Source organism: Mucilaginibacter psychrotolerans (assembly GCF_004519315.1).
Taxonomy (GTDB): domain Bacteria; phylum Bacteroidota; class Bacteroidia; order Sphingobacteriales; family Sphingobacteriaceae; genus Mucilaginibacter; species Mucilaginibacter psychrotolerans.
Genome location: NZ_SOZE01000003.1, coordinates 84,689 through 104,479, shown reverse-complemented (window position 1 = coordinate 104,479; position 19,791 = coordinate 84,689). Strand labels below are relative to the sequence as shown.

Below are 19,791 nucleotides of genomic sequence, written 5' to 3'. Positions count from 1 at the left end.
CAGGCATAACTATATCAGGGTTTTAGGCAGGTCAAGGTCGCGTATGTAAACTTCGTTCATTAGCGTGGCGCAAACCTCGCCGGCTTTGTTAAATATCTCCACCGGGAAAACCTTTTCGAATTTTCCCGTAACCATCAACGTTTCAAAAGCTTCCGCAATATCTGCTTCGCTTAATTTTATTTCGAAAAACAAATTGGTAAGTCCCGGTTTCAGGAAATCAATTTTAGATGATTTAGACCATATTGCCAAACGTTTTTTGCCATCCCTGTTCAATATTTGATGGAATAGCACGGGGTAAAACGGGTCGGCGGCAGCAAATATCGTCCCACCGAAGATAGATCCATTATAGTTTTTATTAAGCAGGCTTTTGGCGATTTTCACCCGCACGCCAGTGAAGCCTTTATCGATACCGATGACCCATATCCGCTGAAAAAGGAGGGGAGGGTAGAAGCGCATTACCCATTTTAATGTATTTTCTGATAGCAACATCTGCGTTAAATATCAGAAAAATATCGGGCAATAGAGCGGCGTGCGCCAAGAATTTTATTGCTTTAAATATATCTTTAATTTCTTTCTAAGAAATTTCAATAAAACAACTTGTCGGGTAAACGGTTATATCGTACAACAAACTTTTAGTTTAACATACAAAAATGAAATCTATTATGAAAAAGCAAATCTTAAGTTTCGCGTTAGTCGCGACGATGATAGGCGCAATTGCAACGGGTTGCAGTTCTGCCAAAGAAACCAGTGGTTCGGACACCACGGGAACCAAATCAGATACATCTGCTACCATGAGCACACCGACAAGCGATACCACGATGAAAAGTGATACCGGTAGATCTGACACTACCAAACGTACGCCGCAATAAGCTTAGCGGTAAACATAAAAGACGCCCGGCAAATGCTGTCCGGGCGTTTTTAATTTATTTAGCTTACGCTTTAAAAAGCTGTTTTGATTACACCGCCATCAACCCGTAACGTTGCGCCATTGGTTGCCGCGGACAATGGGCTGGCTATATAAGCCACCATATTGGCAATTTCTTCGGTAGTGATAAAACGCTTAAGCAGCGATGTGCCGCGCATATTGGTAAAGAATTCTTTCTCCATTTCTGCATCGGTATAACCTTGCTCGCGGGCCACAGCTTTAATAAATTCGCTTGCGCCCTCGGATGCAGTTGGGCCGGGCAATACCGTGTTTACGGTTACACCGGTGTTTACGGTAAGCTCGGCCAGGCCGCGTGCTACCGAGATTTGGGCTGTTTTGGTCATTCCGTAATGTATCATCTCTGCCGGGATTTGCACGCCCGATTCGCTGGATATAAAGATAATTCGCCCCCAATTTTTCGCCAGCATTTTATCGAAATAAGCTCTGGACAAACGCACGCCGCTCAGCACGTTCACTTCGAAGAATTTGAACCATTCTTCGTCCGGGATATCCTTAAATGCTTTCGGGTCGAAGATACCTACGTTATTTACCAGGATATCAACCTCGGGCAATTGGTTTATTAAGTTATCAACCTGCTTTACTTCAGCAAAATCTGCTGCTATGCCTGTGATGTTGGTGTTGCCGGTTTCCTTAATTAATTTGGCTATCGTTGCCTTTACGCGGTCGTCACTACGACCGTTTACAATTACCTGTGCACCTTCGGCAGCAAATAATTTTGCTATGGCGTAACCAATGCCTGCCGTTGACCCGGTAACCAAGGCGATTTTGTCTTTTAATTTTAAATCCATAATGGTAATGTTTTAATGAATCAAGTGCAGAGAATTAGCCCGATGATATTCTAATAATCGTTACAATATGGTGCTTTACTGACATAAAAGAACTAATCCACATTCCTACCTTCTCCTATCATAATAATTTCCAATAATTAATATTATGTTAAATAGTATATTTTAAATTCTGCATTACCAATTCCCTATAACGCAAAAAAGCCACCCCTTCCGAGATGGCTATCTATATGACTTTATAACAAATTACTCTTTAATAGCATCCATTATTTTTGAATACTTGTCTACGTTAGCCTGGTCTTTTTTACCACGGTAGTAAGTGATCAGGTTTGCTAAAGCATCGCGAGAGTTTGGCTTCAAATCTACGGCCTTTTGCAGGAAAGGCTTGGCAGCATCAAATTGCGTGCTTGCTTTAGCCATTAGCGCATCATATTGTTTTTGCGCTGCTGCGGTACCCGGCAAGTTGTTTGCCGTGTTAAATGAGTCGATTGCAGGTGTCAATAAAATGTAGCCCAGGTTAAGGTTGGCTTCAAAATAATTCGGATCTATCTCCAACGCTTTTTTGTACATTTCTCCCGCCTTACCATAGTCTTCGGTTGCTTTTGCTTTTAGAGCAGTTTTTCCGGCGGCATCTTTGGTACCTTTAACTTTGCCATAAGCCACATCGCCTGATTGTGAATATACTAAGCCAGCGTAATAATACAAATCTTTGTTTTTAGGGTCGTTGGCGATAGCAGCATTAATCTTATCCAACACCTGCTGAGATTTTCCGCTTTGCAGGGCTATCTCTATCTCCTTTTTGCGCAATGTAGCGCTATTTGGGTATTTAACAAGCCCTTCTGAAATAGCTTTCAACGCACCTGTAGTATCTTTGCTAACCAGGTACATGCCTGATAACTCATCATATATGCGCTCCCCCTGCGAGTATTTGGTAGTAACCAGTTTGCTATAGTTGGTAATGGCTGCAGGGTAATTTTTTGAGTTGTACGCGGCAAGGCCAGTGTAATAAATAGCAGTAGTATCTTCGGGCAATATGCTGCGATAGTAATCAAAAGCCTTGTAAGCCACGTCATATTGCGCAGCCTGATAGGCATTAACGCCTGCAGTTAGCTGGTATTGGGCTAATGCCAGGCTGCCTTCGCTTATGATTTTAGCATATTCATTCTTCGTATCCAGTTCCTTAGCTTTCTTCAGGGCCTCTTCGGCATTACCAAACAAAGTTGTGGCGGTAGCCGGAGTTTTTTCCTGAACGGCCAGGTTGGCATAGATGGCACCTTTCAAGGCATAAGCTTGCGGCCAGGTTGCTGTTTTAGGGTTGGCGATGGCTTTGTCTATAGATGCCTGCGCATTAGCAAGGGCAGTTGTTGCAAGGGTACCTTGTTTAATGAGCTGAAACTTATCAAACTCGCTTTGTGCGTTATTTACATCGCCTTTTTGGGCAAACGCAGTTACCGAAATAAGGCCCAGTAGGCCCGCTATCAAAAATTTAATTTTCATTTTAAATAGTTTTTGTATTTAAGTTGCTGGATAGCAGCAGATAAATGCGCTACAATCCAAGTTTAGTTGGTTACTTTACTTGCTGTAATTGATTGGTTACCCTCCCCAGTTGGGTATCGTTGCCGGTTTTTTTGTAGGCCAATTGCAAAAGGGTTAAACTGTTCTTATCTCGTGGTGCCATTTCGTTGGCTTTCTCGAGCCATAAGATAGCACTGGTGATATTCTTATCGTCGGCGTTGTTTCCTTCTGTACTTTTTTTGAAGTACAACAAGCCCAGGTTAAAAACCGGCTCATAAGCCGAACCGTTCAATTCTATGGCCCTAAGATATAAAGATTCTGCTTTATCGTACTGATTTAATTGATCGTAGCAGTTTGCTGCCACGAATGCGATATCGGCACTATTGGGGTTATTGTCTATCAAAGCGCCCAACAGAGGTTCTAACGATTTATAGTCTTTTTTGTTGTTGTAGATGTTCGCTTCGTCTTGTAGTAGTTGCTTATCTCCCGGCTGTTGCCTGCGGCCTTTTTTCAGCACTTGTATAGCCTTTGCCGTATCGCCCATGGATTTGTAGATAGACGATGCAATCGCTATATACTCTACACGGCTGCTATCGGCATTGATAAGGTTGCTGTAATTTTTTGCAGCTTCTGCAAGGTTGCCCTGCTTACCGTTGGCGTAGGCTATGTAGGTATTTACAGGCCTGAATGCCGGCGCATATGCCTTCGCTTGTTGGAAAGCTGCTGATGCCTTTACGAAATCGTTATTGTTGCCGGCCTGGAAACCGCGACGTATATAGGCATCGGCCAGGCACCTCCTGGCGTAATCAAGCTCGGGCACAAATTTAAAGGCTTTCTGTTTTGCTGATAGCTTATCGAATAAGGCTGCGGTCTGATCAAGGAATGGTTCGGGCTGGTTAAGCTTATTTAGCGAATCGGTATTTAATATGCTCGCGTTAACGATAAGGCGATACATATTCTTTTCCAGGTCACTCGAATCTGAGCGGGTGACAACCAGGCTATCTGCCGATTTTTTGGCTCTGGCTAAATAAGTCAGGTCGTTTTTTTGCTTGTAAAAAGCAAGGTTGTTTACCACTGCCTTTAATGCTTCTGATTGCCCAAAAGCTAAAGATGTAGTAAACAACCCTAAAACCAGTAATATAAGCCTACGGTTATGCTGCATAAGTATTATTCTGTTTTGTCGTCTGCCTCAGGCTCCTCTCCTGCTGCATCGGTATTGTCAGTTGGTTCAGTGCTTGTAGTTTCAGTAGCCGGTGCATCAGTTGATGGAACGGCATCGGCACCAGCTTCAGCAACTATAGCCGAATTATCCAGTTCCTCGTCCTCATCGTGATCTACTTTTGCTACCGAAGCAATCTCATCGTTGCCTTTAAGCGTAATCAGCTTCACCCCTTGCGTTGCGCGCCCCATGGTACGCAGTTCGCCAATAGCGATGCGGATAACTACACCCGACTTATTGATGATCATCAGATCTTCTTTATCAGTAACACCTTTTATGGCAACAAGTTTCCCCGTTTTTTCGGTAACGTTAAGGGTTTTTACACCCTTGCCGCCACGGTTGGTTACACGGTAATCGTCGATATCGGTACGTTTGCCGTAGCCTCTTTCAGATACTACTAATACGGTAGTTTCTTTATCGTCGATGGCTATCATACCAACTACTTCGTCGTTATCGCTGTCTAAGCTGATACCGCGTACACCTGTAGCTGTACGACCCATCGGCCTAACTGTAGATTCGTTAAAGCGGATGGCACGGCCCGATTGCAACGCCATAACAATTTCGCTGCTGCCGGTGGTCAAAGTTGCCTCTAAAAGTGAGTCGCCTTCGTTGATGTTGATGGCGTTGATGCCATTTGCACGCGGTCGAGAGTATGCCTCTAAAGATGTTTTTTTGATAACACCTTTTTTGGTACACATGATAATGAAGTTGTTCTCCAGGTAGTCTTTATCCTTGAGTGTTTTAAGCTTGATGTAAGCCTTGATTTTCTCTTCCTTAGGGATGTTGATGATATTCTGGATGGCGCGGCCTTTAGAGGTACGCGTACCTTCTGGTATTTCGAATACACGTAACCAGAAACACTGGCCGCTCTCGGTAAAGAACAGCATGTAGTTGTGGTTAGATGCAATGAACAGGTGCTCAATAAAGTCGGCATCGCGGCTGTTACTGCCTATGCTGCCTTTACCACCCCTGCCCTGCCTGCGGTACTCGGTAAGTGAAGTACGTTTGATATAGCCTTCGCGCGAAATGGTGATTACCACATCCTCATCTTCGATGAAGTCTTCGGTCTGCATTTCTGCCGACGAGTGTACCATTTCGGTTTTGCGCTCGTCGCCGTATTTGGCTTTGATATCTAAAAGTTCGTCTTTGATGATCTGCATACGCAAACCTTCATCAGCCAGGATAGATTTCAAATAGTCGATAGTCTTCATTAAGGCATCGTACTCATCTTTTATCTTATCACGCTCCAGGCCGGTTAAACGCCTCAAGGTCATGTCCAAAATGGCGCGTGCCTGTATATCACTTAAAGCAAAGTTGGCCATCAAACCTTCGCGGGCTTCATCGGGCGTGGATGAGGCACGTATCAGGCGGATAACTTCCTCGATATGATCGAGCGCTATTAATAAGCCTTCTAAAATATGTGCGCGTTTCTCAGCTTCGGCCAGTTCGTACTTGGTGCGGCGGATAACTACCTCGTGCCTGTGCTCCACAAAATGATGGATCAGGTCCTTCAGATTCAGCATCATCGGCCTGCCATGTACCAGCGCGATATTATTTACGCTGAACGATGTTTGCAACGCGGTGTATTTGTAAAGATTGTTGAGCACGATAGCCGCATTGGCATCGCGTTTTATCTCGTACACCACCCGTATGCCTTCGCGGTTACTTTCGTCGCGAATAGCGGTGATGCCTTCAATTTTCTTCTCGTTTACCAGTTCGGCGGTGCGCTCAATCATGAGCGCTTTGTTTACCTGGTAAGGCACTTCGCTAACGATGATACGTTCGCGTTCGCCATTATAGGTTTCTATCTCCGCACGTGCGCGAATAACCACACGGCCACGGCCTGTTTCCAGCGCCTGGCGGGGTCCTTCGAAGCCGTAGATGATACCACCTGTAGGGAAATCGGGACCTTTAACATAGGACATTAGTTCCGATATTTCAATGCTGCGGTTATCTATCAGCGCTATGGTAGCATCAACAATTTCGGATAGGTTGTGCGGGGCCATGTTGGTGGCCATACCTACCGCAATACCGCTTGCGCCGTTCACCAAAAGGTTTGGGAATTTTGCAGGCAATACGGTTGGTTCATGCAACGAATCGTCAAAGTTTAGCTGGAAATCGATGGTGTCTTTGTTGATATCGGCCAGCATCTCTTCGGCAATCTTCTCTAAGCGTGCCTCGGTATAACGCATTGCTGCAGGCTGGTCACCGTCTATAGAACCGTAGTTGCCTTGCCCCTCTACAAACGGGTATCGCAGGCTCCAGTCCTGTGCCATACGCACCATGGCATCGTACACAGATGTATCACCATGCGGGTGGTATTTACCCAGCACCTCGCCCACTATGCGGGCCGATTTTTTATAGGGCTTATTATTGTATAAACCCAGATCTAACATACCATACAATACGCGCCTATGTACCGGTTTTAAACCATCGCGCACATCGGGCAGGGCCCTTGATACGATTACCGACATTGAATAATCAATGTAGGCAGATCGCATTTCTTCATCAATATTTATCGAAATTATTCTGTCTTCTTGGTGCGGATTATCGTTTTCTGTCTCTTCGGCCATTTGTTTTTCTTAGTGGAAAATATAATCAGTATCTGTACGTAAAATTGGTTTTTTTATACGACCTGCGAAGTTAAGAATTTATATGGCAACGAGGCAATTTTTTACTAACATTCGCCCCTTTTTTTGTACGTTTTAAGGGTAAAAAACCAGTTATGATCGAAGTTTAGCGGCTTACTTTTTTCCAGTATTCCTGCACCGTGGTGCCATTAGGCAGAGTGCCCCTGAAGGTGAGCGTATCGTGACTGATGCGGTACTTATAAAACATGGTTTTGTTGAGCGTTTTGGATGGTTCGCGGCTATAAGTTTGTATTTCCAGGCAGGTGCTATCATTGGGTAAAGCATATTTGCCCTGTTCGTACACGATGGTATCCTGCCCGGGTTCAATAAACGTGGCTTCGTATTCCGCATCGTTATAGCGGCGTTGCAGTTTGTATTCTTTTGAGGCTGCTTCGGCTTTGTTGTTGTAGATGCCACCTGCGTATTCATAGGTGCCTTCCAGTGAGTTGACAGCAGACGCTCCGAGCAATCCGAGTGGGCAAATCAGAAAAGCAAATTTTCTTAACGTTAACATTGTATAGTAAGAAGCATTGAACGAAAGGACATAAACAAAAGTATCAAAGAAAGAGATATCAAAATTGCGTAGGAGTTTCTTGCCGAAAAAGCGTCATCGAGATAAGCTTTGTATGCCCGAACAATCATCGCAATGCAAAAAACACCAAACATAAGGCACGAAGCCAGCAAAAGGTCAAATACGATTCCCTTATCCTTGGAAAACAATAATGCGGAGTACATTAACACCGAGTACAGGAGCAATACCAGGCAATTGATCCGTAGTGTTGGAACATCTATACCCAATTTATTCCCTTTTTAAGTAAAGATAATGTCCTTTCTTCTTCGCTGCCCGGTTGTGCGTGGTAATCATATACCCATTTAGCAGTTGGCGGCAGGCTCATCAGTATCGATTCGATACGACCGTTTGTTTCCAGCCCGAAGCGTGTACCGGCATCGTACACCAGGTTGAATTCGGTATATCGGCTGCGGCGCTGGTATTGCCATTGCTGTTGCTCGGGTGTAAATTCTTTGTAGCGGTTACGGTTCACCAGTTCGGTGTAAGTTGGGATAAATGAGCGACCAAGTACTTTGGAGAACTCAAATATCATCTCCCAGTTCATCTCTTCGTTGGCAGTGAGCCTATCGTAAAAGATACCGCCGATGCCGCGTGTTTCGTCGCGGTGTTTGATGAAGAAGTAATCATCGGCCCAGGTTTTAAAGCGGTGGTAAAATTCATCGCTGAAGTGGTCGCACACGTCTTTAATTTGCTGGTGGAAGAAACGCGCATCCTCATCTACCACATAATGTGGGGTAAGATCTATGCCGCCGCCGAACCAGTGCACTGGTGTTTCGCCGGTATTAGTAGGCATCTCGAAGTACCGGATATTCATGTGGATGATGGGTACCAGCGGATGGTTAGGATGTATCACGATGGATACGCCTGTGGCGAAGAAATCCTCCTGCTCCACATTAAGAGCCTTTTTCATGGTATGAGGCAGTTTGCCATGCACGGCAGAGAAATTAACGCCCCCCTTTTCGAATATATTGCCGTTTTGGATTATCCGGGTACGGCCGCCGCCGCCGCCATCGCGTTCCCAAACCTCTTCCTCAAATTTGGCCTGCCCATCGGTTGCTTCCAGGGCCGCACAAATCTCGTCCTGTATCTCGCGGTAACCGGCAGCTATTTGTTCTTTACTAATCATCGGCACAAATGTAGTGAATGGTTGATTATGTTGATTAGTGAATGCTTGTTTAAAGCGACGTGATGATAGTATCACCAATCACCGTTATCACCCACTAACTGATTCCTGCTTCTTCTTCGATATAATTTAAATCTTTGCCAAAGGTTTCCTGTAACTGGCTTAAAGAAAATAAGGCAATAACGGTTAAGATAGCCATCATGATATATCCGGCTGTTATCATACCATAGGAGGACTTGAAGGCGTTGAATGCCATAGTAATAGGAATCAGCGAGCCACGGACGAAATTGGGCACTGTAGTAGTAACCGTAGCACGGATGTTGGTGCCGAATTGCTCGGCTGCAATGGTAACGAATGTTGCCCAGTAGCCAACCGTGCAGCCCATAAAGAAGCAGATCCAAACAAATCTATCGTGTGTAATGCCTTCTGAACGAAGGTAAACAAAAGCGCTCACCAGCGACAGCAACAGGAAGACCATCATGGTAAGCTTGCGCGAGCGCGTAATCTGCGCCAACAAACCTGCAAATATATCGCCTATGGCAATACCAATGTAGGTGTAAAGCACACCTTCGCCGGCACTTAATACTTCTTTAGATTTTAAGGCTACACCGAATTCAGGAGAGAAGGTTACCAATACGCCTACTACGTACCATAGAGGAGCCCCGATCAATATGCAATACAAATATTTTTTAAAACGTTTAAAATCGGTAAAAAGGATGAAGAAATTACCTTTTGATACTTTACTTTCCTGCACGCTTTTAAACATACCCGATTCGAAGGTACCCAACCGGAGCAATAGCAATACTATGCCCAAACCACCACCTACTTTGTAGGCTGTTTGCCAGCCATATTTTGCAACCGCGTAGGCTGCTGCAGCACCAAACAAGCCAATAACCGCAACAATCATGGTACCATAGCCGCGTTTTTCTTTGCTCAGTGTTTCTGATACAAGGGTTATACCAGCCCCCAGCTCCCCTGCCAGGCCAATACCGGCAATAAAACGGATAAGCGCATAGGAATTTACGTCGTAAGCGTAAGCATTTGCAAAATTGGCTATAGAGTACAGCAAAATTGAGCCGAAAAGTACTTTAATACGCCCCAGCTTATCGCCTATGATACCCCAAAGCAAACCGCCCAGCAATAAGCCAAACATCTGCACATTGATGATGAATTGCCCTTTGCTAAGCATATCGGCACTGGCAACGCCAAGATCGTGCAGGCTGTCTTTGCGTACGATGGAAAATACCAACAGGTCATATATATCAACAAAGTAACCAAGCGAGGCAACAAGCACCAGTATAATGGCGTTTTTGGTAAGTTTTGCGGGTGCGGCGGCAGTCATTATTAATTAATGGTTTTAAAATGGTTGGCTAATGTAGATAAAGCGCAGATTGTTGCCTAATTTTTTGCACAAAAAAACCCCCGCGTTTATGGCAGAGGTTGGTATATCTTCTCAGAGGCGTTGCTTACACTTTCTTTACATTCACTGCTTGCAGGCCTTTACGGCCGTCTTCAACTTCGTACTCAACGTTGTCGTTGTCCTTTATGGCGTTAACGCCGCCTTGTACATCCTTAAAATGTACGAAAAGGTCCTTCCCCTCTTCGGTGACAATAAAGCCGTAGCCTTTCTGGGTGTTAAACCATTTTACTTTTCCAGTTTTCATAATATTAGTATAATCGAATTAAAATTTGGTTAGCGATCAGTAAGTAATTCAACTGGTTATAAACAAAGCTTAATAATCAATTATAGAATGTACAACTATCTTTTCAAATATATAAAATTATTAATAACCAAATAAAATTATTTAAGCAAGTTAAAAAAACGTAAAAGTTTGGTTAAAACAACAATAGCCACCCAAATTGGGCGGCTATTGTTCTGTAGGCGATATAGGGGGCCTGTAATTATTTTATGGTTTTGAAGAAGTAAACACCGGCACCTGGAGTTACACGTACCAATACTTCTTTATCATCTTTAGAAAGGTCTACGAAGTAAACGGTGTTATCGAAGCTGCTATCGTCGCCGGTTTCTAATTTGATCACTTCTTTAGCGAAGTAGCCTTCGTATTTAACAGCGATTTCCTTTTTAGCGCGGTCTGGCAATGCTTTAAATTGAACGTTTTGGGTTACGCCGATCAACTCGCCGCGCAGGTTGTAGAAAGCTGACATTTTAACATCATCTAAAGTGAAAGTTACTTTTTGGAAAGTAGTGCTTACTTTCCAGCTTACGTTCTCAGCACGGGCGTAATCGTTGTTGAACCTTGAGATGGCAGCGTAAGTTACGTTTTCGGTACCGTCATCAGTTTTGATTGCGCTGGTAGCAGCATATATGTTAGTGGTGAACAAGCTAGCAGCGATGGCAAGGGTTACAAATATCTTTTTCATGGCTTTTAAATTTTATATTTTTTAATTGTTTTATTTCTTATTTACATAACAAAAGTACACTACTGTTGAATATATTCCAAATAATAGGCATTTTTTATGATAATTCGATAATATACAGATCAAAAATATAAAAATTTCAAAAACAGGGCGTATACTTAGTGTATAATTGACATTATCTCAATAAAAACGCAGTATACTTATTGTAAAAAGTACACTAAGTGTTTTTTAGATAGGAAAATACATGTGTTTGTGACATTTATTTGACAAAAACAGCGTTTTAAAGCTAAAAATCAGCCATTATCGGCAAAGCCCGGGTACAGGGACATGCCACCGTCTACAAAAATGGTGGTGCCTGTGATGTAATCTGAATCATCTGATGCCAGCCAGGCGGCTAATTTTCCTACATCTGCGGGCTGCCCTATCCTATTATAAGGTATCAGCTCCAAAAGTTTATCCATAGCCTCCGGCGTTTCCCAGGCTGGCTTGTTTATTGGCGTTTGAATGGCACCCGGCGCAATACCTGCCACCCTTATCCTATGCGGTGCCAATTCCTGCGCAATACTTTTCATAAACATACTAATACCGCCCTTGCTAGCCGCATAATTTACATGACCGGCCCAGGGGATAATCTCGTGTACACTGCTCATGCAGATGATCTTACCTGCCGCCACGCTCCGTTTCTCCACCACTCCCCTTTTGATGAATTCCTTCGCAGCCTCGCGCGAGCAGAGGAACTGCCCCGTAAGGTTGATATTGATAACAGTGTTCCATTGCTCCAAAGTCATATCCACAAACTTCGCATCCTTTTGCAGGCCGGCATTGTTCACCAATATATCTACGGTGCCGTATTTTTTTATCGCTGCGGCAAACATGGCTTTTACTTCATTTTCTTTGCTTACATCGCATTGGTAGGCGAATGCTTTGCCACCGGCATCTTTAATCGTATTAACCACCTCATCGGCAGCATCCTGGTTATGTGCATAGTTGATGAGTACTTTTGCGCCTGCTTCTGCCAATGCAATGGCTACGGCTTTGCCAATGCCACTATCGGCACCGGTCACGATAGCGGATTGGTTTTTTAGTTTTTGTGGTGTTTTCATGGTGATGTATTCAGTAGGAATAATAAAAATACATCAAATATGGTTTGGTGAAATATGAATTAAGTATTCTTCAGCAAAGCCTCCAATTTATTTATGACAGAATTGTTATGTATTTTGGTGAGCCAGCTTTTGTTGATATAGGTTCGGAAGTTAGCCCAGGCGTGGTTTGTGATCTCTTCTTTCTTTAAAACCGAAACGATAAACGCTAAATGGTTTTTATTCCACGCCCAAACAACCTCGTTCCCAATTTCTACTTTATTTGTTAAGCTGAATTTTTTTGTTTCTTCCCAAAGCACCGTCATACGTTTAAGGCAGTGGATGCAATTAAATTCCCAAATTCTAGAACTATAATCAATATCAAGGAAATGTTCAACAGTAACGGGAGCTTCAGAATGAATCAACAAAGCTGATTTTGTGCAGGATGAGCAAACTACTTCTATCACCCTTGGATAGCTGAAATGATCGTATCGAACGTGTGTGCTTCCGCTTCGCAACACTTTACAAAGCTTTTATATAATCCAAAAACAAATAAAGCGCTTTCTTTTTATCCTCCGTTAGGTCAAAATCGAGGCGGTGCATCAGGTAGTCTTCCAGGTCGAAGTCGGCACGGTGGGGTAATTCTTTCAGCAATTCTGTACGATGCGCCAAGCCGTGACGCAAGGCGTTGTTAAAGTCCTTGATAAAATCTTCGGGAATGGGCTTGTTGGCTATCCACGCTGCGAATACGAAAGGAAGGCCGGTGAATTTTTGCCACTCTGCGGATAAATCGTAAACAAAGGGGTATTTATCGGCTTTGCCGAAGGTGCGGTCGCCAATTTGCACAAACGCGGTATAGGTGTCAGCTGAGGTTCCGTAATCTTCGGCGTTTGTCACCAATTCCGGCGCTATCTGCCAAAAGTTTTTAAGCAACACGCGGGCGAGGTTGTTAGAGCTGCGCGATTGCGGATCCAATTGGATGGTTCTAACATCTTTAATATCGCAATTGCTGAAAATGAACACGGAGTTTACCGCGCCAACGGCACCAATACAATAAGCAGAAATAATTTCCCATTGTGGCAGGCTTAAGGTAGCAGCTACGGGTATCAGCCCAATGTCGGCCTTATCATCTATCAGTTTCTGGGCGCAGTCTGCTGGCATATTCAAGCTTAAATCGATATCGTTGATGATGGCAGAGTGCTGTAATCCGTATAAAAAGGGCTTGGTATTCGTATAACTAACGGCGGAGATCCTGATCTTATTCACTTAAATGTTCTGTAGTTTTTAGATGCGCGGCGTTATTGAAATCTACGATTTCGAATTTGCTGCCATCATAAATCAATTTATAAAGCACCAGGTTTTGGTGCGGAAAAGTGTCCATTTCTGTTAACGGCTTTTCGGTAAGGAGGCAAAGTAACAGGCGCATAGCACGACCATGCATGCATATCAATACGGTTTTTTCTTCGGGGTGGCTCATGATTACGTCCATGGCCTCCAGCTGACGCAATTTTACTTCGTTAGGGCTTTCGCCACCTTCAAATTTCACATCAAGATTGCCGGCAACCCAGTCGCGCATTACGTGCAGGAACTCGGCCTTCAGCTCCGGCGAAGCCGCTTGGCCTTCGTGTATGCCCCAGGCCAACTCATCCAAACCCGAGAGTTTCTCAAAGGGCAAGCCGGTATCTATAAAAGGCTGCACGCTTTGTTGCGTACGCTTTAGGGCCGATACGTATATTTTATCGAAAGGCACATCGCCATAGGCTGCAAAAAACTGACGTGCCTGCAGGCGGCCTTCCTCATTGAGGTCGGTATCCTTACCCCGGCCCTGTATAATGCCCGCCTTGTTCAGGTCGGTTTGGCCGTGGCGTACGATGTATAGTGTTTTATTCATTGAGTTATTGGGGCATTGGGTTATTAAGTCATCGGTTGTTGAGCCACTAAAACAATGACTCAATTACCCAATGACTCAATGACCCTAATTTATCACCGGCAGTTTGTAGTATTTCGGCTTTTCGGTTTCCTCAAACTGATAATCATTATAATCCGTTACCACGTTATACAATGTATCGCGCTCTATCGGATACCGACCGGCGTGTTTTATCAAATCTACCAGTTGTTTGGTGCTCATGGCCGGGTGTTGTTCTTCGGCGCCTGCCATGCTGTATATCTTTGTAGTATCGTCCAGCGTGCCATCGATATCATCTACCCCAAAATTGAGGGATAGCTGCGCTGTGGTGCGGCTTATCATGGCCCAGTATGCCTTTATATGGTCGAAGTTATCCAGGTAGATGCGTGAGATAGCGTAGTTGCGCAAATCTTCCACAACGGTAGTCTCGGGCACGTTGCTCATCTGGTTGTCCTGATTGCGGAATTTCAACGGGATAAAGGTTTGGAAGCCCCCCGTACGATCCTGCAATTGGCGCAGGCGTTCCATATGATCTACCCTGTGCCAGTATTTTTCTATGTGGCCGTAAAGCATGGTAGCGTTGGAGCGCATGCCAATTTTGTGCCATTCCTCGTGTATGGCCAGCCATTGGTCGCCGGTACACTTGTCTTTGGCAATGAGGTCGCGCACTTCAGGATGGAAAATCTCTGCACCACCGCCAGGTATGGACTCCAGTCCCGCATCCTTCATCAGCTGCATGCCGGTTGCGTAATCTATCTTAGCTTTCTTGAAGATATAATGGTATTCTACAGGGGTAAGTGCCTTCACGTGCAATTCGGGCCGGTGCTGTTTTATACGCGTGAATAGTTCGCTGTAAAAAGCAACGTCGTACTGCGGCAGTACCCCACCTACAATATGCACCTCGGTAACGGGCTGACCATCGTATTTGCATACGATATCCATCATTTCGTCCATCGTGTACTCCCAGCCCTCGCTGCGCTGTTTCAGCAGGCGCGAGTAAGAGCAGAATTTACAATCGTACACACAAAGGTTGGTGGGCTCGATGTGGAAATTACGGTTAAAATAGGTTTTGTCGCCGTGTTTCTGTTCGCGTATGTAGTTGGCGAGTATGCCCAGGTAGCCAAGTTCGGCTTTCTCGTATAGCAGCACGCCTTCATCAAAAGTGATTCGCTGGTTATCAAGTACTTTTTGGGCTATAGCCTTAAGTTCGGGTAAAAGCTGCGGGTTATTTAGCAGTATCCTGAAATTTTCTGATACTTCCATTTTTAGAGGAATAGTTTAAACAAAGGTAGTAAAATACAGCAATTTTATAAGCGCAGTATTTAGCTACGGGTGTTCAAACATCTAAAATGACGCTGGGTTTACAAGATGAGCCTTTAGCTAAGAATACTATTTTATTTCTTTTACGTAAACCTTAATATCCCTTACGTATATGCCGTTGAGGCAATCGTCCAGGCAACCTTTCCGTGAGTAACCCGCCAGGGAGATAAGGCCGTTATTATCAGTGTTGAAAACAATATCGTTTTCATTTTTATCCACGTTTAGCCATTCGTTTTTTGCCTTGGCGTACACCTGATCCAGCGTGAGTCCCTCAAAGCCATCAGTATGGGTATTGAGTGTGCTGCCGCTTTCTGCCCATTTCGCCAGCGTGTCTGGCGCATTAGGCACCACCGTTGGGCGTATAAAGAAAAAATCACGGGCAACCAGCTTGCCGTTCTGTATGGTGATTTTAGATTCGGCGTAGCTGCCCGTCCAAGAGCCGTTGTAAGTTACGTAACTATATGAATTGTTAGACGATTTTTTGAATGATAAATATGCGGAGTAGCTATTCTCGTATTGCGGGTCTACGGTCTCTTTTTTGCAGGCAGATAAGCCGATGGCTACGATAAAAAGGATAAAGGATAGGTACCTCATTAGCTTCATTTTAAAAACATTACGCAGGTGATTTTAAATATGCTACAGTAAATACCGAAAATTTCCTTTTATTTTGAGCCAAACAGCTCCACGCAAACCATGAAAATAGAAACCATAGCTATACACGCAGGCAACCATACCGATGAATCGTCAAAAGCTGTTGTGCAGCCCATCGTAATGGCCACCACGTTCGAGCGCGGAGAGGATGGCGGCTATCCCGGCGGACACATCTACAGCCGGTCATCCAACCCCAACCGTGTATCATTAGAAAAAGTACTGGCGAGATTGGAGGGTGGCGAAGACGCCGCCGCGTTTTCATCGGGAAATGCAGCGGGCATGTCGGTTTTCCAGTCGCTGCAGCCGGGTAGCCATATCATCGCACCAGATGATATGTACCATGGCCTGCGTAACCAGTTGAAGCAATTGTTTGCCGGCATTCTGGAGTTCGATTTTGTCGACGTGAACGATAGCGAGGTGCTAAAGGCACATATTAAACCTAATACCAAAGTTATCTGGCTGGAGACGCCCTCCAACCCGCTTTTAAAGGTTACGGATATTAAGGCAGTTGTTGCAATAGCGGCAGCATACGCTATAAAAGTTGTGTGCGATAATACCTTCGCTACGCCGCTGTGCCAGCAGCCACTGGCTTTGGGTGCCGATATGGTGATGCACTCCAGTACCAAATACTTTGGCGGTCATAGCGATTTGATGGGTGGCGCGCTTGTTACCGCCAAGAAAGACGAATGGTGGGAAAAGATACGTAGTGTGCAAACCATGGGCGGTGCAGTGCCCTCTCCTATGGACTGCTATTACCTCACCCGCAGCATAAAAACGCTGCCTTACCGCGTTCGCGGGCATGTGAAAAATGCGCAGTTGCTGGCCGAATACCTGGACAATCATGATAAAGTAGAGAAAGTGTTATACCCTGGTTTGCAATCGCACCCGCAATATGCGGTAGCTAAAGCGCAGATGACCGGCTTCGGCGCGGTACTCTCCTTTTTGCTTAAAGATGGCGAGGCAGAGGCAAAGCGCGTAATCAACGCCCTGAAATTATTCACCCGTGCCACCAGCCTCGGCGGCGTAGAAAGCCTGATAGAACATCGCGCATCGGTAGAAGGGCCGGATACCAAAACGCCGTTTAATTTATTGCGCGTATCCGTGGGGTTAGAGCATATAGATGATTTGATTGCGGATATGGAGCAGGCGTTGGGGTAAGGGTGTTCCACTTTGGGTGCGGAACACTTTATTTTCACTTAATTTTGATTATCAGCGTTTTACGGTTTTTCATGGAACACTCCGGAACATTCCTGTTATTTAAATAATCAATGTAATTTATTTATTACCAATTATTTAGACCAATACAATTGTCAGTCATTAAAATTGATATACCCAGTCTTATGTCAATCCCACCAAACACTATATCCGATACTTCCATCTTTCAAAGACGGGATATTTGATGGCTTGCTATATATCAACCCTTTGTAAACTTCATCGGGCTTTAATGGTGCAAATTTCTCCTCAATTTCTTCAAGTGTATAATCGCCTGCTATGTATACTGTGTCGGTATAAAACCAGTCACCATCTTCTATATCAGCTATTCTTACATAAATAATATCAGTCCTGCTGTCTTTGGTTATTGTTTCAAGGGTATCCCGGAATTCGTTGAGCGATGGCGGATCAGGGAAAATATTACAGCCAATTGAACCATCGTCATCGTTTCCATCAAAAAACTCTGCCACACTCACAAATACTTCTTTTTCGGGGAAGCCGCATGCCTTAATTTTGTTTAATAGATTATCTCGTTTATCCATAGTCGCCAGTTTTTAATTGATGTTGAAGTTATTCTTTAAACATCACCTTTGACGCTTTCGACATTTTATAAAATTAAAATTAAAATATAATTTGCATATTAAAACGGCATTCCCCTATATTTGCCCACGTTAATCGGTAGAGATACCTTAATCAATTCCCCTCAAAAGGATTTTGGTTTATAAAGAAGCGGCGAGAGATCAGGCTCGAAAACCCGCTGGCAACCCTCCAAATAGGAGAAGGTGCCAATTCCTGTCCCGGAAAAAGAATACCGGGGGATATAAATTTTTAATCATGAAAAGTACAATTTACGTAGCTCAGCAAAACATCCAGCAATCCCAATCGGGACCATCTTCTGCATACAACCAAATTATTGGCGGTATTTGCATGTGTTGCTGCTGCTAAATCCGTAACACGTTCCCCCTTTTATTTACCGGAAGCACGCGTGATACCTTAAAGGATATGCTTATCCTGTCGTAATTAAATATTTTTCATACCAAACTCTTTAAAATCTACAGATTATGTCAAACTTAAAATTCGAAACCTTACAACTGCATGCAGGCCAGGAGGCCGACCCTACCACAGGCGCACGTGCAGTACCCTTGTACCAAACTACTTCATACGTTTTCAATAGTGCCGAGCATGGTGCAAACCTGTTTGCCTTAAAGGAATTTGGCAATATATACACCCGATTGATGAACCCCACTACCGATGTGTTTGAAAAGCGCATCGCAGCTTTAGAGGGTGGCGTAGCAGCTCTGGCGACAGCATCTGGCCAGGCGGCACAGTTTATTGCCTTGAATAATATCCTGCAGGCAGGTGATAACTTCGTTACTTCTCCGTACCTGTATGGCGGCACCTACAATCAGTTCAAAGTGGCTTTTAAACGTTTAGGTATAGATGCCCGTTTTGCTGCCGACGATACGGCAGAAAGCATAGAGCCGCTTATCGACGATAAAACCAAAGCCATTTATGTAGAGACTATCGGTAACCCCGGTTTTAACATCCCCGATTTCGAAAAATTAGCGGCACTGGCCAATAAGCACGAGTTGCCGCTCATCGTAGATAACACCTTCGCAGCAGGCGGCTATCTGTTCCGCCCCTTGCAACATGGCGCGCACGTAGTGGTAGAATCAACCACCAAATGGATAAATGGTCATGGTACCAGCATTGGCGGCGCTATTATAGATGGCGGCAACTATAACTGGGGCAATGGCAAATACCCGCAATTTACCGAGCCATCCGAAGGTTACCATGGTTTGGTTTTTGCCGATGTATTCGGTGTTAACGGGCCGTTCGGCAATATCCAGTTCATTATCCGCGCCCGCGTGGAGGGGTTGCGCGATTTCGGTCCATCCCAATCGCCGTTCAATTCGTGGTTAAATATACAGGGCTTAGAAACACTTTCCCTGCGCGTACAGCGCCATGTTGATAATGCACTGGAACTGGCTAAATGGTTGGAGGCCCAGCCGCAGGTTGCCAAAGTTAACTATCCTGGTCTGGAATCGTCGCCGCAGCACACACTTGCCAAAAAATACCTCAAGAATGGTTTCGGCGCGGTGCTATCTTTTGAGCTTAAGGGCGACAAGGAGCTGGCCTCGGCAGTGATTGACAACCTTAAACTGGTAAGCCACCTGGCCAACGTGGGCGATGCCAAAACGCTGATTATACAACCATCAGCAACTACGCACCAGCAATTGAGCGATGCCGAGCAGCTTTCTGCCGGTGTTACCCCAGCCCTGCTGCGCGTTGCCGTTGGCATTGAACATATTGATGATATTAAAGCCGACTTTGAACAGGCATTTGCTAAAGTAGCAGCGCTGGAGCTGGCTTAAGTTTTTCTTTTTTAGTTTTTTTAGTGGTGTTGCCGGGGAGTGGTTGGTTAACAACCGCTCCCGAAGCAACAAAAAGTACA

At 44.6% G+C, this 19,791-nt stretch carries 20 protein-coding genes and 1 riboswitch; of the genes, 3 read left to right on the top strand and 17 right to left on the bottom strand.

Translation table 11 applies throughout. The features are described 5' to 3' along the window. Positions 1-9: 9 nt before the first annotated feature. Positions 10-456 (bottom strand): DUF4442 domain-containing protein, encoded by a 447-nt coding sequence (locus tag E2R66_RS04415; RefSeq protein WP_317130761.1) that lies wholly within the window; start codon positions 454-456, stop codon positions 10-12. A gap of 245 nt (positions 457-701) precedes the next feature. Here E2R66_RS04415 and E2R66_RS28270 point away from each other — a divergent pair, with 245 nt between their 5' ends. After that, the gene (locus tag E2R66_RS28270; RefSeq protein WP_158288334.1) at positions 702-869 is read left to right on the top strand and encodes a hypothetical protein; all 168 of its coding nucleotides are present in this window, start codon (positions 702-704) and stop codon (positions 867-869) included. A gap of 70 nt (positions 870-939) precedes the next feature. Here E2R66_RS28270 and E2R66_RS04410 read toward each other — a convergent pair whose 3' ends face one another. The 15 genes from E2R66_RS04410 to E2R66_RS04340 form a co-directional block, all read right to left on the bottom strand. After that, positions 940-1,734 carry an SDR family NAD(P)-dependent oxidoreductase gene (locus tag E2R66_RS04410; protein WP_133227070.1) on the bottom strand — a complete coding sequence of 265 codons (795 nt, stop codon included), beginning with the start codon at positions 1,732-1,734 and terminating at the stop codon, positions 940-942. A 243-nt stretch (positions 1,735-1,977) separates the two neighbouring features. Next, a complete protein-coding gene (locus tag E2R66_RS04405; RefSeq protein ID WP_133227068.1) occupies positions 1,978-3,228 on the bottom strand; it encodes a tetratricopeptide repeat protein in 1,251 nt (416 codons plus the stop codon). Between the two features lie 70 nt (positions 3,229-3,298). Continuing rightward, positions 3,299-4,408: a tetratricopeptide repeat protein gene (locus E2R66_RS04400; RefSeq protein ID WP_133227066.1), complete on the bottom strand. Its 1,110-nt coding sequence runs from the start codon at positions 4,406-4,408 to the stop codon at positions 3,299-3,301. 5 nt (positions 4,409-4,413) lie between these two features. Further along, entirely contained in the window at positions 4,414-7,038 is a 2,625-nt protein-coding gene (gene gyrA / locus E2R66_RS04395; RefSeq protein WP_133227064.1) for a DNA gyrase subunit A, read from the bottom strand. Between the two features lie 163 nt (positions 7,039-7,201). After that, on the bottom strand, positions 7,202-7,609 hold the full coding sequence (locus E2R66_RS04390; RefSeq protein WP_133227062.1) for a hypothetical protein: 408 nt from the start codon (positions 7,607-7,609) through the stop codon (positions 7,202-7,204). A 274-nt stretch (positions 7,610-7,883) separates the two neighbouring features. Continuing rightward, positions 7,884-8,792, bottom strand: a complete 909-nt coding sequence (hemF, locus tag E2R66_RS04385) for an oxygen-dependent coproporphyrinogen oxidase (RefSeq protein ID WP_133227060.1) — start codon at positions 8,790-8,792, stop codon at positions 7,884-7,886. Positions 8,793-8,886: 94 nt separating this feature from the next. Further along, positions 8,887-10,131 (bottom strand): MFS transporter, encoded by a 1,245-nt coding sequence (locus tag E2R66_RS04380; RefSeq protein WP_133227058.1) that lies wholly within the window; start codon positions 10,129-10,131, stop codon positions 8,887-8,889. Positions 10,132-10,255: 124 nt separating this feature from the next. Continuing rightward, the gene (locus tag E2R66_RS04375) at positions 10,256-10,453 is read right to left on the bottom strand and encodes a cold-shock protein (RefSeq protein WP_133227056.1); all 198 of its coding nucleotides are present in this window, start codon (positions 10,451-10,453) and stop codon (positions 10,256-10,258) included. Positions 10,454-10,691: 238 nt separating this feature from the next. Then, on the bottom strand, positions 10,692-11,171 hold the full coding sequence (locus tag E2R66_RS04370) for a hypothetical protein (protein WP_133227054.1): 480 nt from the start codon (positions 11,169-11,171) through the stop codon (positions 10,692-10,694). Positions 11,172-11,461: 290 nt separating this feature from the next. Beyond that, positions 11,462-12,271, bottom strand: coding sequence for an SDR family oxidoreductase (locus E2R66_RS04365; protein ID WP_133227052.1), 810 nt, complete (start codon positions 12,269-12,271; stop codon positions 11,462-11,464). 59 nt (positions 12,272-12,330) lie between these two features. After that, positions 12,331-12,714: a hypothetical protein gene (locus tag E2R66_RS04360; RefSeq protein ID WP_133227050.1), complete on the bottom strand. Its 384-nt coding sequence runs from the start codon at positions 12,712-12,714 to the stop codon at positions 12,331-12,333. Positions 12,715-12,769: 55 nt separating this feature from the next. Next, entirely contained in the window at positions 12,770-13,513 is a 744-nt protein-coding gene (locus tag E2R66_RS04355; protein WP_133227048.1) for a menaquinone biosynthetic enzyme MqnA/MqnD family protein, read from the bottom strand. Next, positions 13,506-14,138: a histidine phosphatase family protein gene (locus tag E2R66_RS04350; RefSeq protein WP_133227046.1), complete on the bottom strand. Its 633-nt coding sequence runs from the start codon at positions 14,136-14,138 to the stop codon at positions 13,506-13,508. The genes E2R66_RS04355 and E2R66_RS04350 overlap by 8 nt, the downstream gene beginning before the upstream one ends. 84 nt (positions 14,139-14,222) lie before the next feature. Continuing rightward, on the bottom strand, positions 14,223-15,416 hold the full coding sequence (mqnE, locus tag E2R66_RS04345; RefSeq protein WP_133227044.1) for an aminofutalosine synthase MqnE: 1,194 nt from the start codon (positions 15,414-15,416) through the stop codon (positions 14,223-14,225). A gap of 126 nt (positions 15,417-15,542) precedes the next feature. Further along, positions 15,543-16,067 (bottom strand): hypothetical protein, encoded by a 525-nt coding sequence (locus E2R66_RS04340; protein WP_133227042.1) that lies wholly within the window; start codon positions 16,065-16,067, stop codon positions 15,543-15,545. 99 nt (positions 16,068-16,166) lie between these two features. On the opposite strand from E2R66_RS04340, the gene E2R66_RS04335 reads away from it, so the two are divergent. Then, positions 16,167-17,282 carry a trans-sulfuration enzyme family protein gene (locus tag E2R66_RS04335; protein WP_133227040.1) on the top strand — a complete coding sequence of 372 codons (1,116 nt, stop codon included), beginning with the start codon at positions 16,167-16,169 and terminating at the stop codon, positions 17,280-17,282. A 185-nt stretch (positions 17,283-17,467) separates the two neighbouring features. On the opposite strand, the gene E2R66_RS04330 is transcribed toward E2R66_RS04335, so the two are convergent. Beyond that, positions 17,468-17,878, bottom strand: a complete 411-nt coding sequence (locus tag E2R66_RS04330; protein WP_133227038.1) for a hypothetical protein — start codon at positions 17,876-17,878, stop codon at positions 17,468-17,470. 174 nt (positions 17,879-18,052) lie between these two features. After that, positions 18,053-18,163, top strand: a riboswitch (SAM riboswitch). Between the two features lie 234 nt (positions 18,164-18,397). On the opposite strand from E2R66_RS04330, the gene E2R66_RS04325 reads away from it, so the two are divergent. Then, entirely contained in the window at positions 18,398-19,711 is a 1,314-nt protein-coding gene (locus E2R66_RS04325; protein ID WP_133227036.1) for an O-acetylhomoserine aminocarboxypropyltransferase/cysteine synthase family protein, read from the top strand. Positions 19,712-19,791: the final 80 nt, after the last annotated feature.

What these genes read in the sequence shown, in the direction of transcription:
- E2R66_RS04415 (WP_317130761.1), bottom strand. Translation starts at nt 456, where the DNA reads ATGCGCTTCTACCCTCCCCTCCTTTTTCAGCGGATATGGGTCATCGGT.
- E2R66_RS28270 (WP_158288334.1), top strand. Translation starts at nt 702, where the DNA reads ATGATAGGCGCAATTGCAACGGGTTGCAGTTCTGCCAAAGAAACCAGT.
- E2R66_RS04410 (WP_133227070.1), bottom strand. Translation starts at nt 1,734, where the DNA reads ATGGATTTAAAATTAAAAGACAAAATCGCCTTGGTTACCGGGTCAACG.
- E2R66_RS04405 (WP_133227068.1), bottom strand. Translation starts at nt 3,228, where the DNA reads ATGAAAATTAAATTTTTGATAGCGGGCCTACTGGGCCTTATTTCGGTA.
- E2R66_RS04400 (WP_133227066.1), bottom strand. Translation starts at nt 4,408, where the DNA reads ATGCAGCATAACCGTAGGCTTATATTACTGGTTTTAGGGTTGTTTACT.
- gyrA (WP_133227064.1), bottom strand. Translation starts at nt 7,038, where the DNA reads ATGGCCGAAGAGACAGAAAACGATAATCCGCACCAAGAAGACAGAATA.
- E2R66_RS04390 (WP_133227062.1), bottom strand. Translation starts at nt 7,609, where the DNA reads ATGTTAACGTTAAGAAAATTTGCTTTTCTGATTTGCCCACTCGGATTG.
- hemF (WP_133227060.1), bottom strand. Translation starts at nt 8,792, where the DNA reads ATGATTAGTAAAGAACAAATAGCTGCCGGTTACCGCGAGATACAGGAC.
- E2R66_RS04380 (WP_133227058.1), bottom strand. Translation starts at nt 10,131, where the DNA reads ATGACTGCCGCCGCACCCGCAAAACTTACCAAAAACGCCATTATACTG.
- E2R66_RS04375 (WP_133227056.1), bottom strand. Translation starts at nt 10,453, where the DNA reads ATGAAAACTGGAAAAGTAAAATGGTTTAACACCCAGAAAGGCTACGGC.
- E2R66_RS04370 (WP_133227054.1), bottom strand. Translation starts at nt 11,171, where the DNA reads ATGAAAAAGATATTTGTAACCCTTGCCATCGCTGCTAGCTTGTTCACC.
- E2R66_RS04365 (WP_133227052.1), bottom strand. Translation starts at nt 12,271, where the DNA reads ATGAAAACACCACAAAAACTAAAAAACCAATCCGCTATCGTGACCGGT.
- E2R66_RS04350 (WP_133227046.1), bottom strand. Translation starts at nt 14,138, where the DNA reads ATGAATAAAACACTATACATCGTACGCCACGGCCAAACCGACCTGAAC.
- mqnE (WP_133227044.1), bottom strand. Translation starts at nt 15,416, where the DNA reads ATGGAAGTATCAGAAAATTTCAGGATACTGCTAAATAACCCGCAGCTT.
- E2R66_RS04340 (WP_133227042.1), bottom strand. Translation starts at nt 16,067, where the DNA reads ATGAGGTACCTATCCTTTATCCTTTTTATCGTAGCCATCGGCTTATCT.
- E2R66_RS04335 (WP_133227040.1), top strand. Translation starts at nt 16,167, where the DNA reads ATGAAAATAGAAACCATAGCTATACACGCAGGCAACCATACCGATGAA.
- E2R66_RS04330 (WP_133227038.1), bottom strand. Translation starts at nt 17,878, where the DNA reads ATGGATAAACGAGATAATCTATTAAACAAAATTAAGGCATGCGGCTTC.
- E2R66_RS04325 (WP_133227036.1), top strand. Translation starts at nt 18,398, where the DNA reads ATGTCAAACTTAAAATTCGAAACCTTACAACTGCATGCAGGCCAGGAG.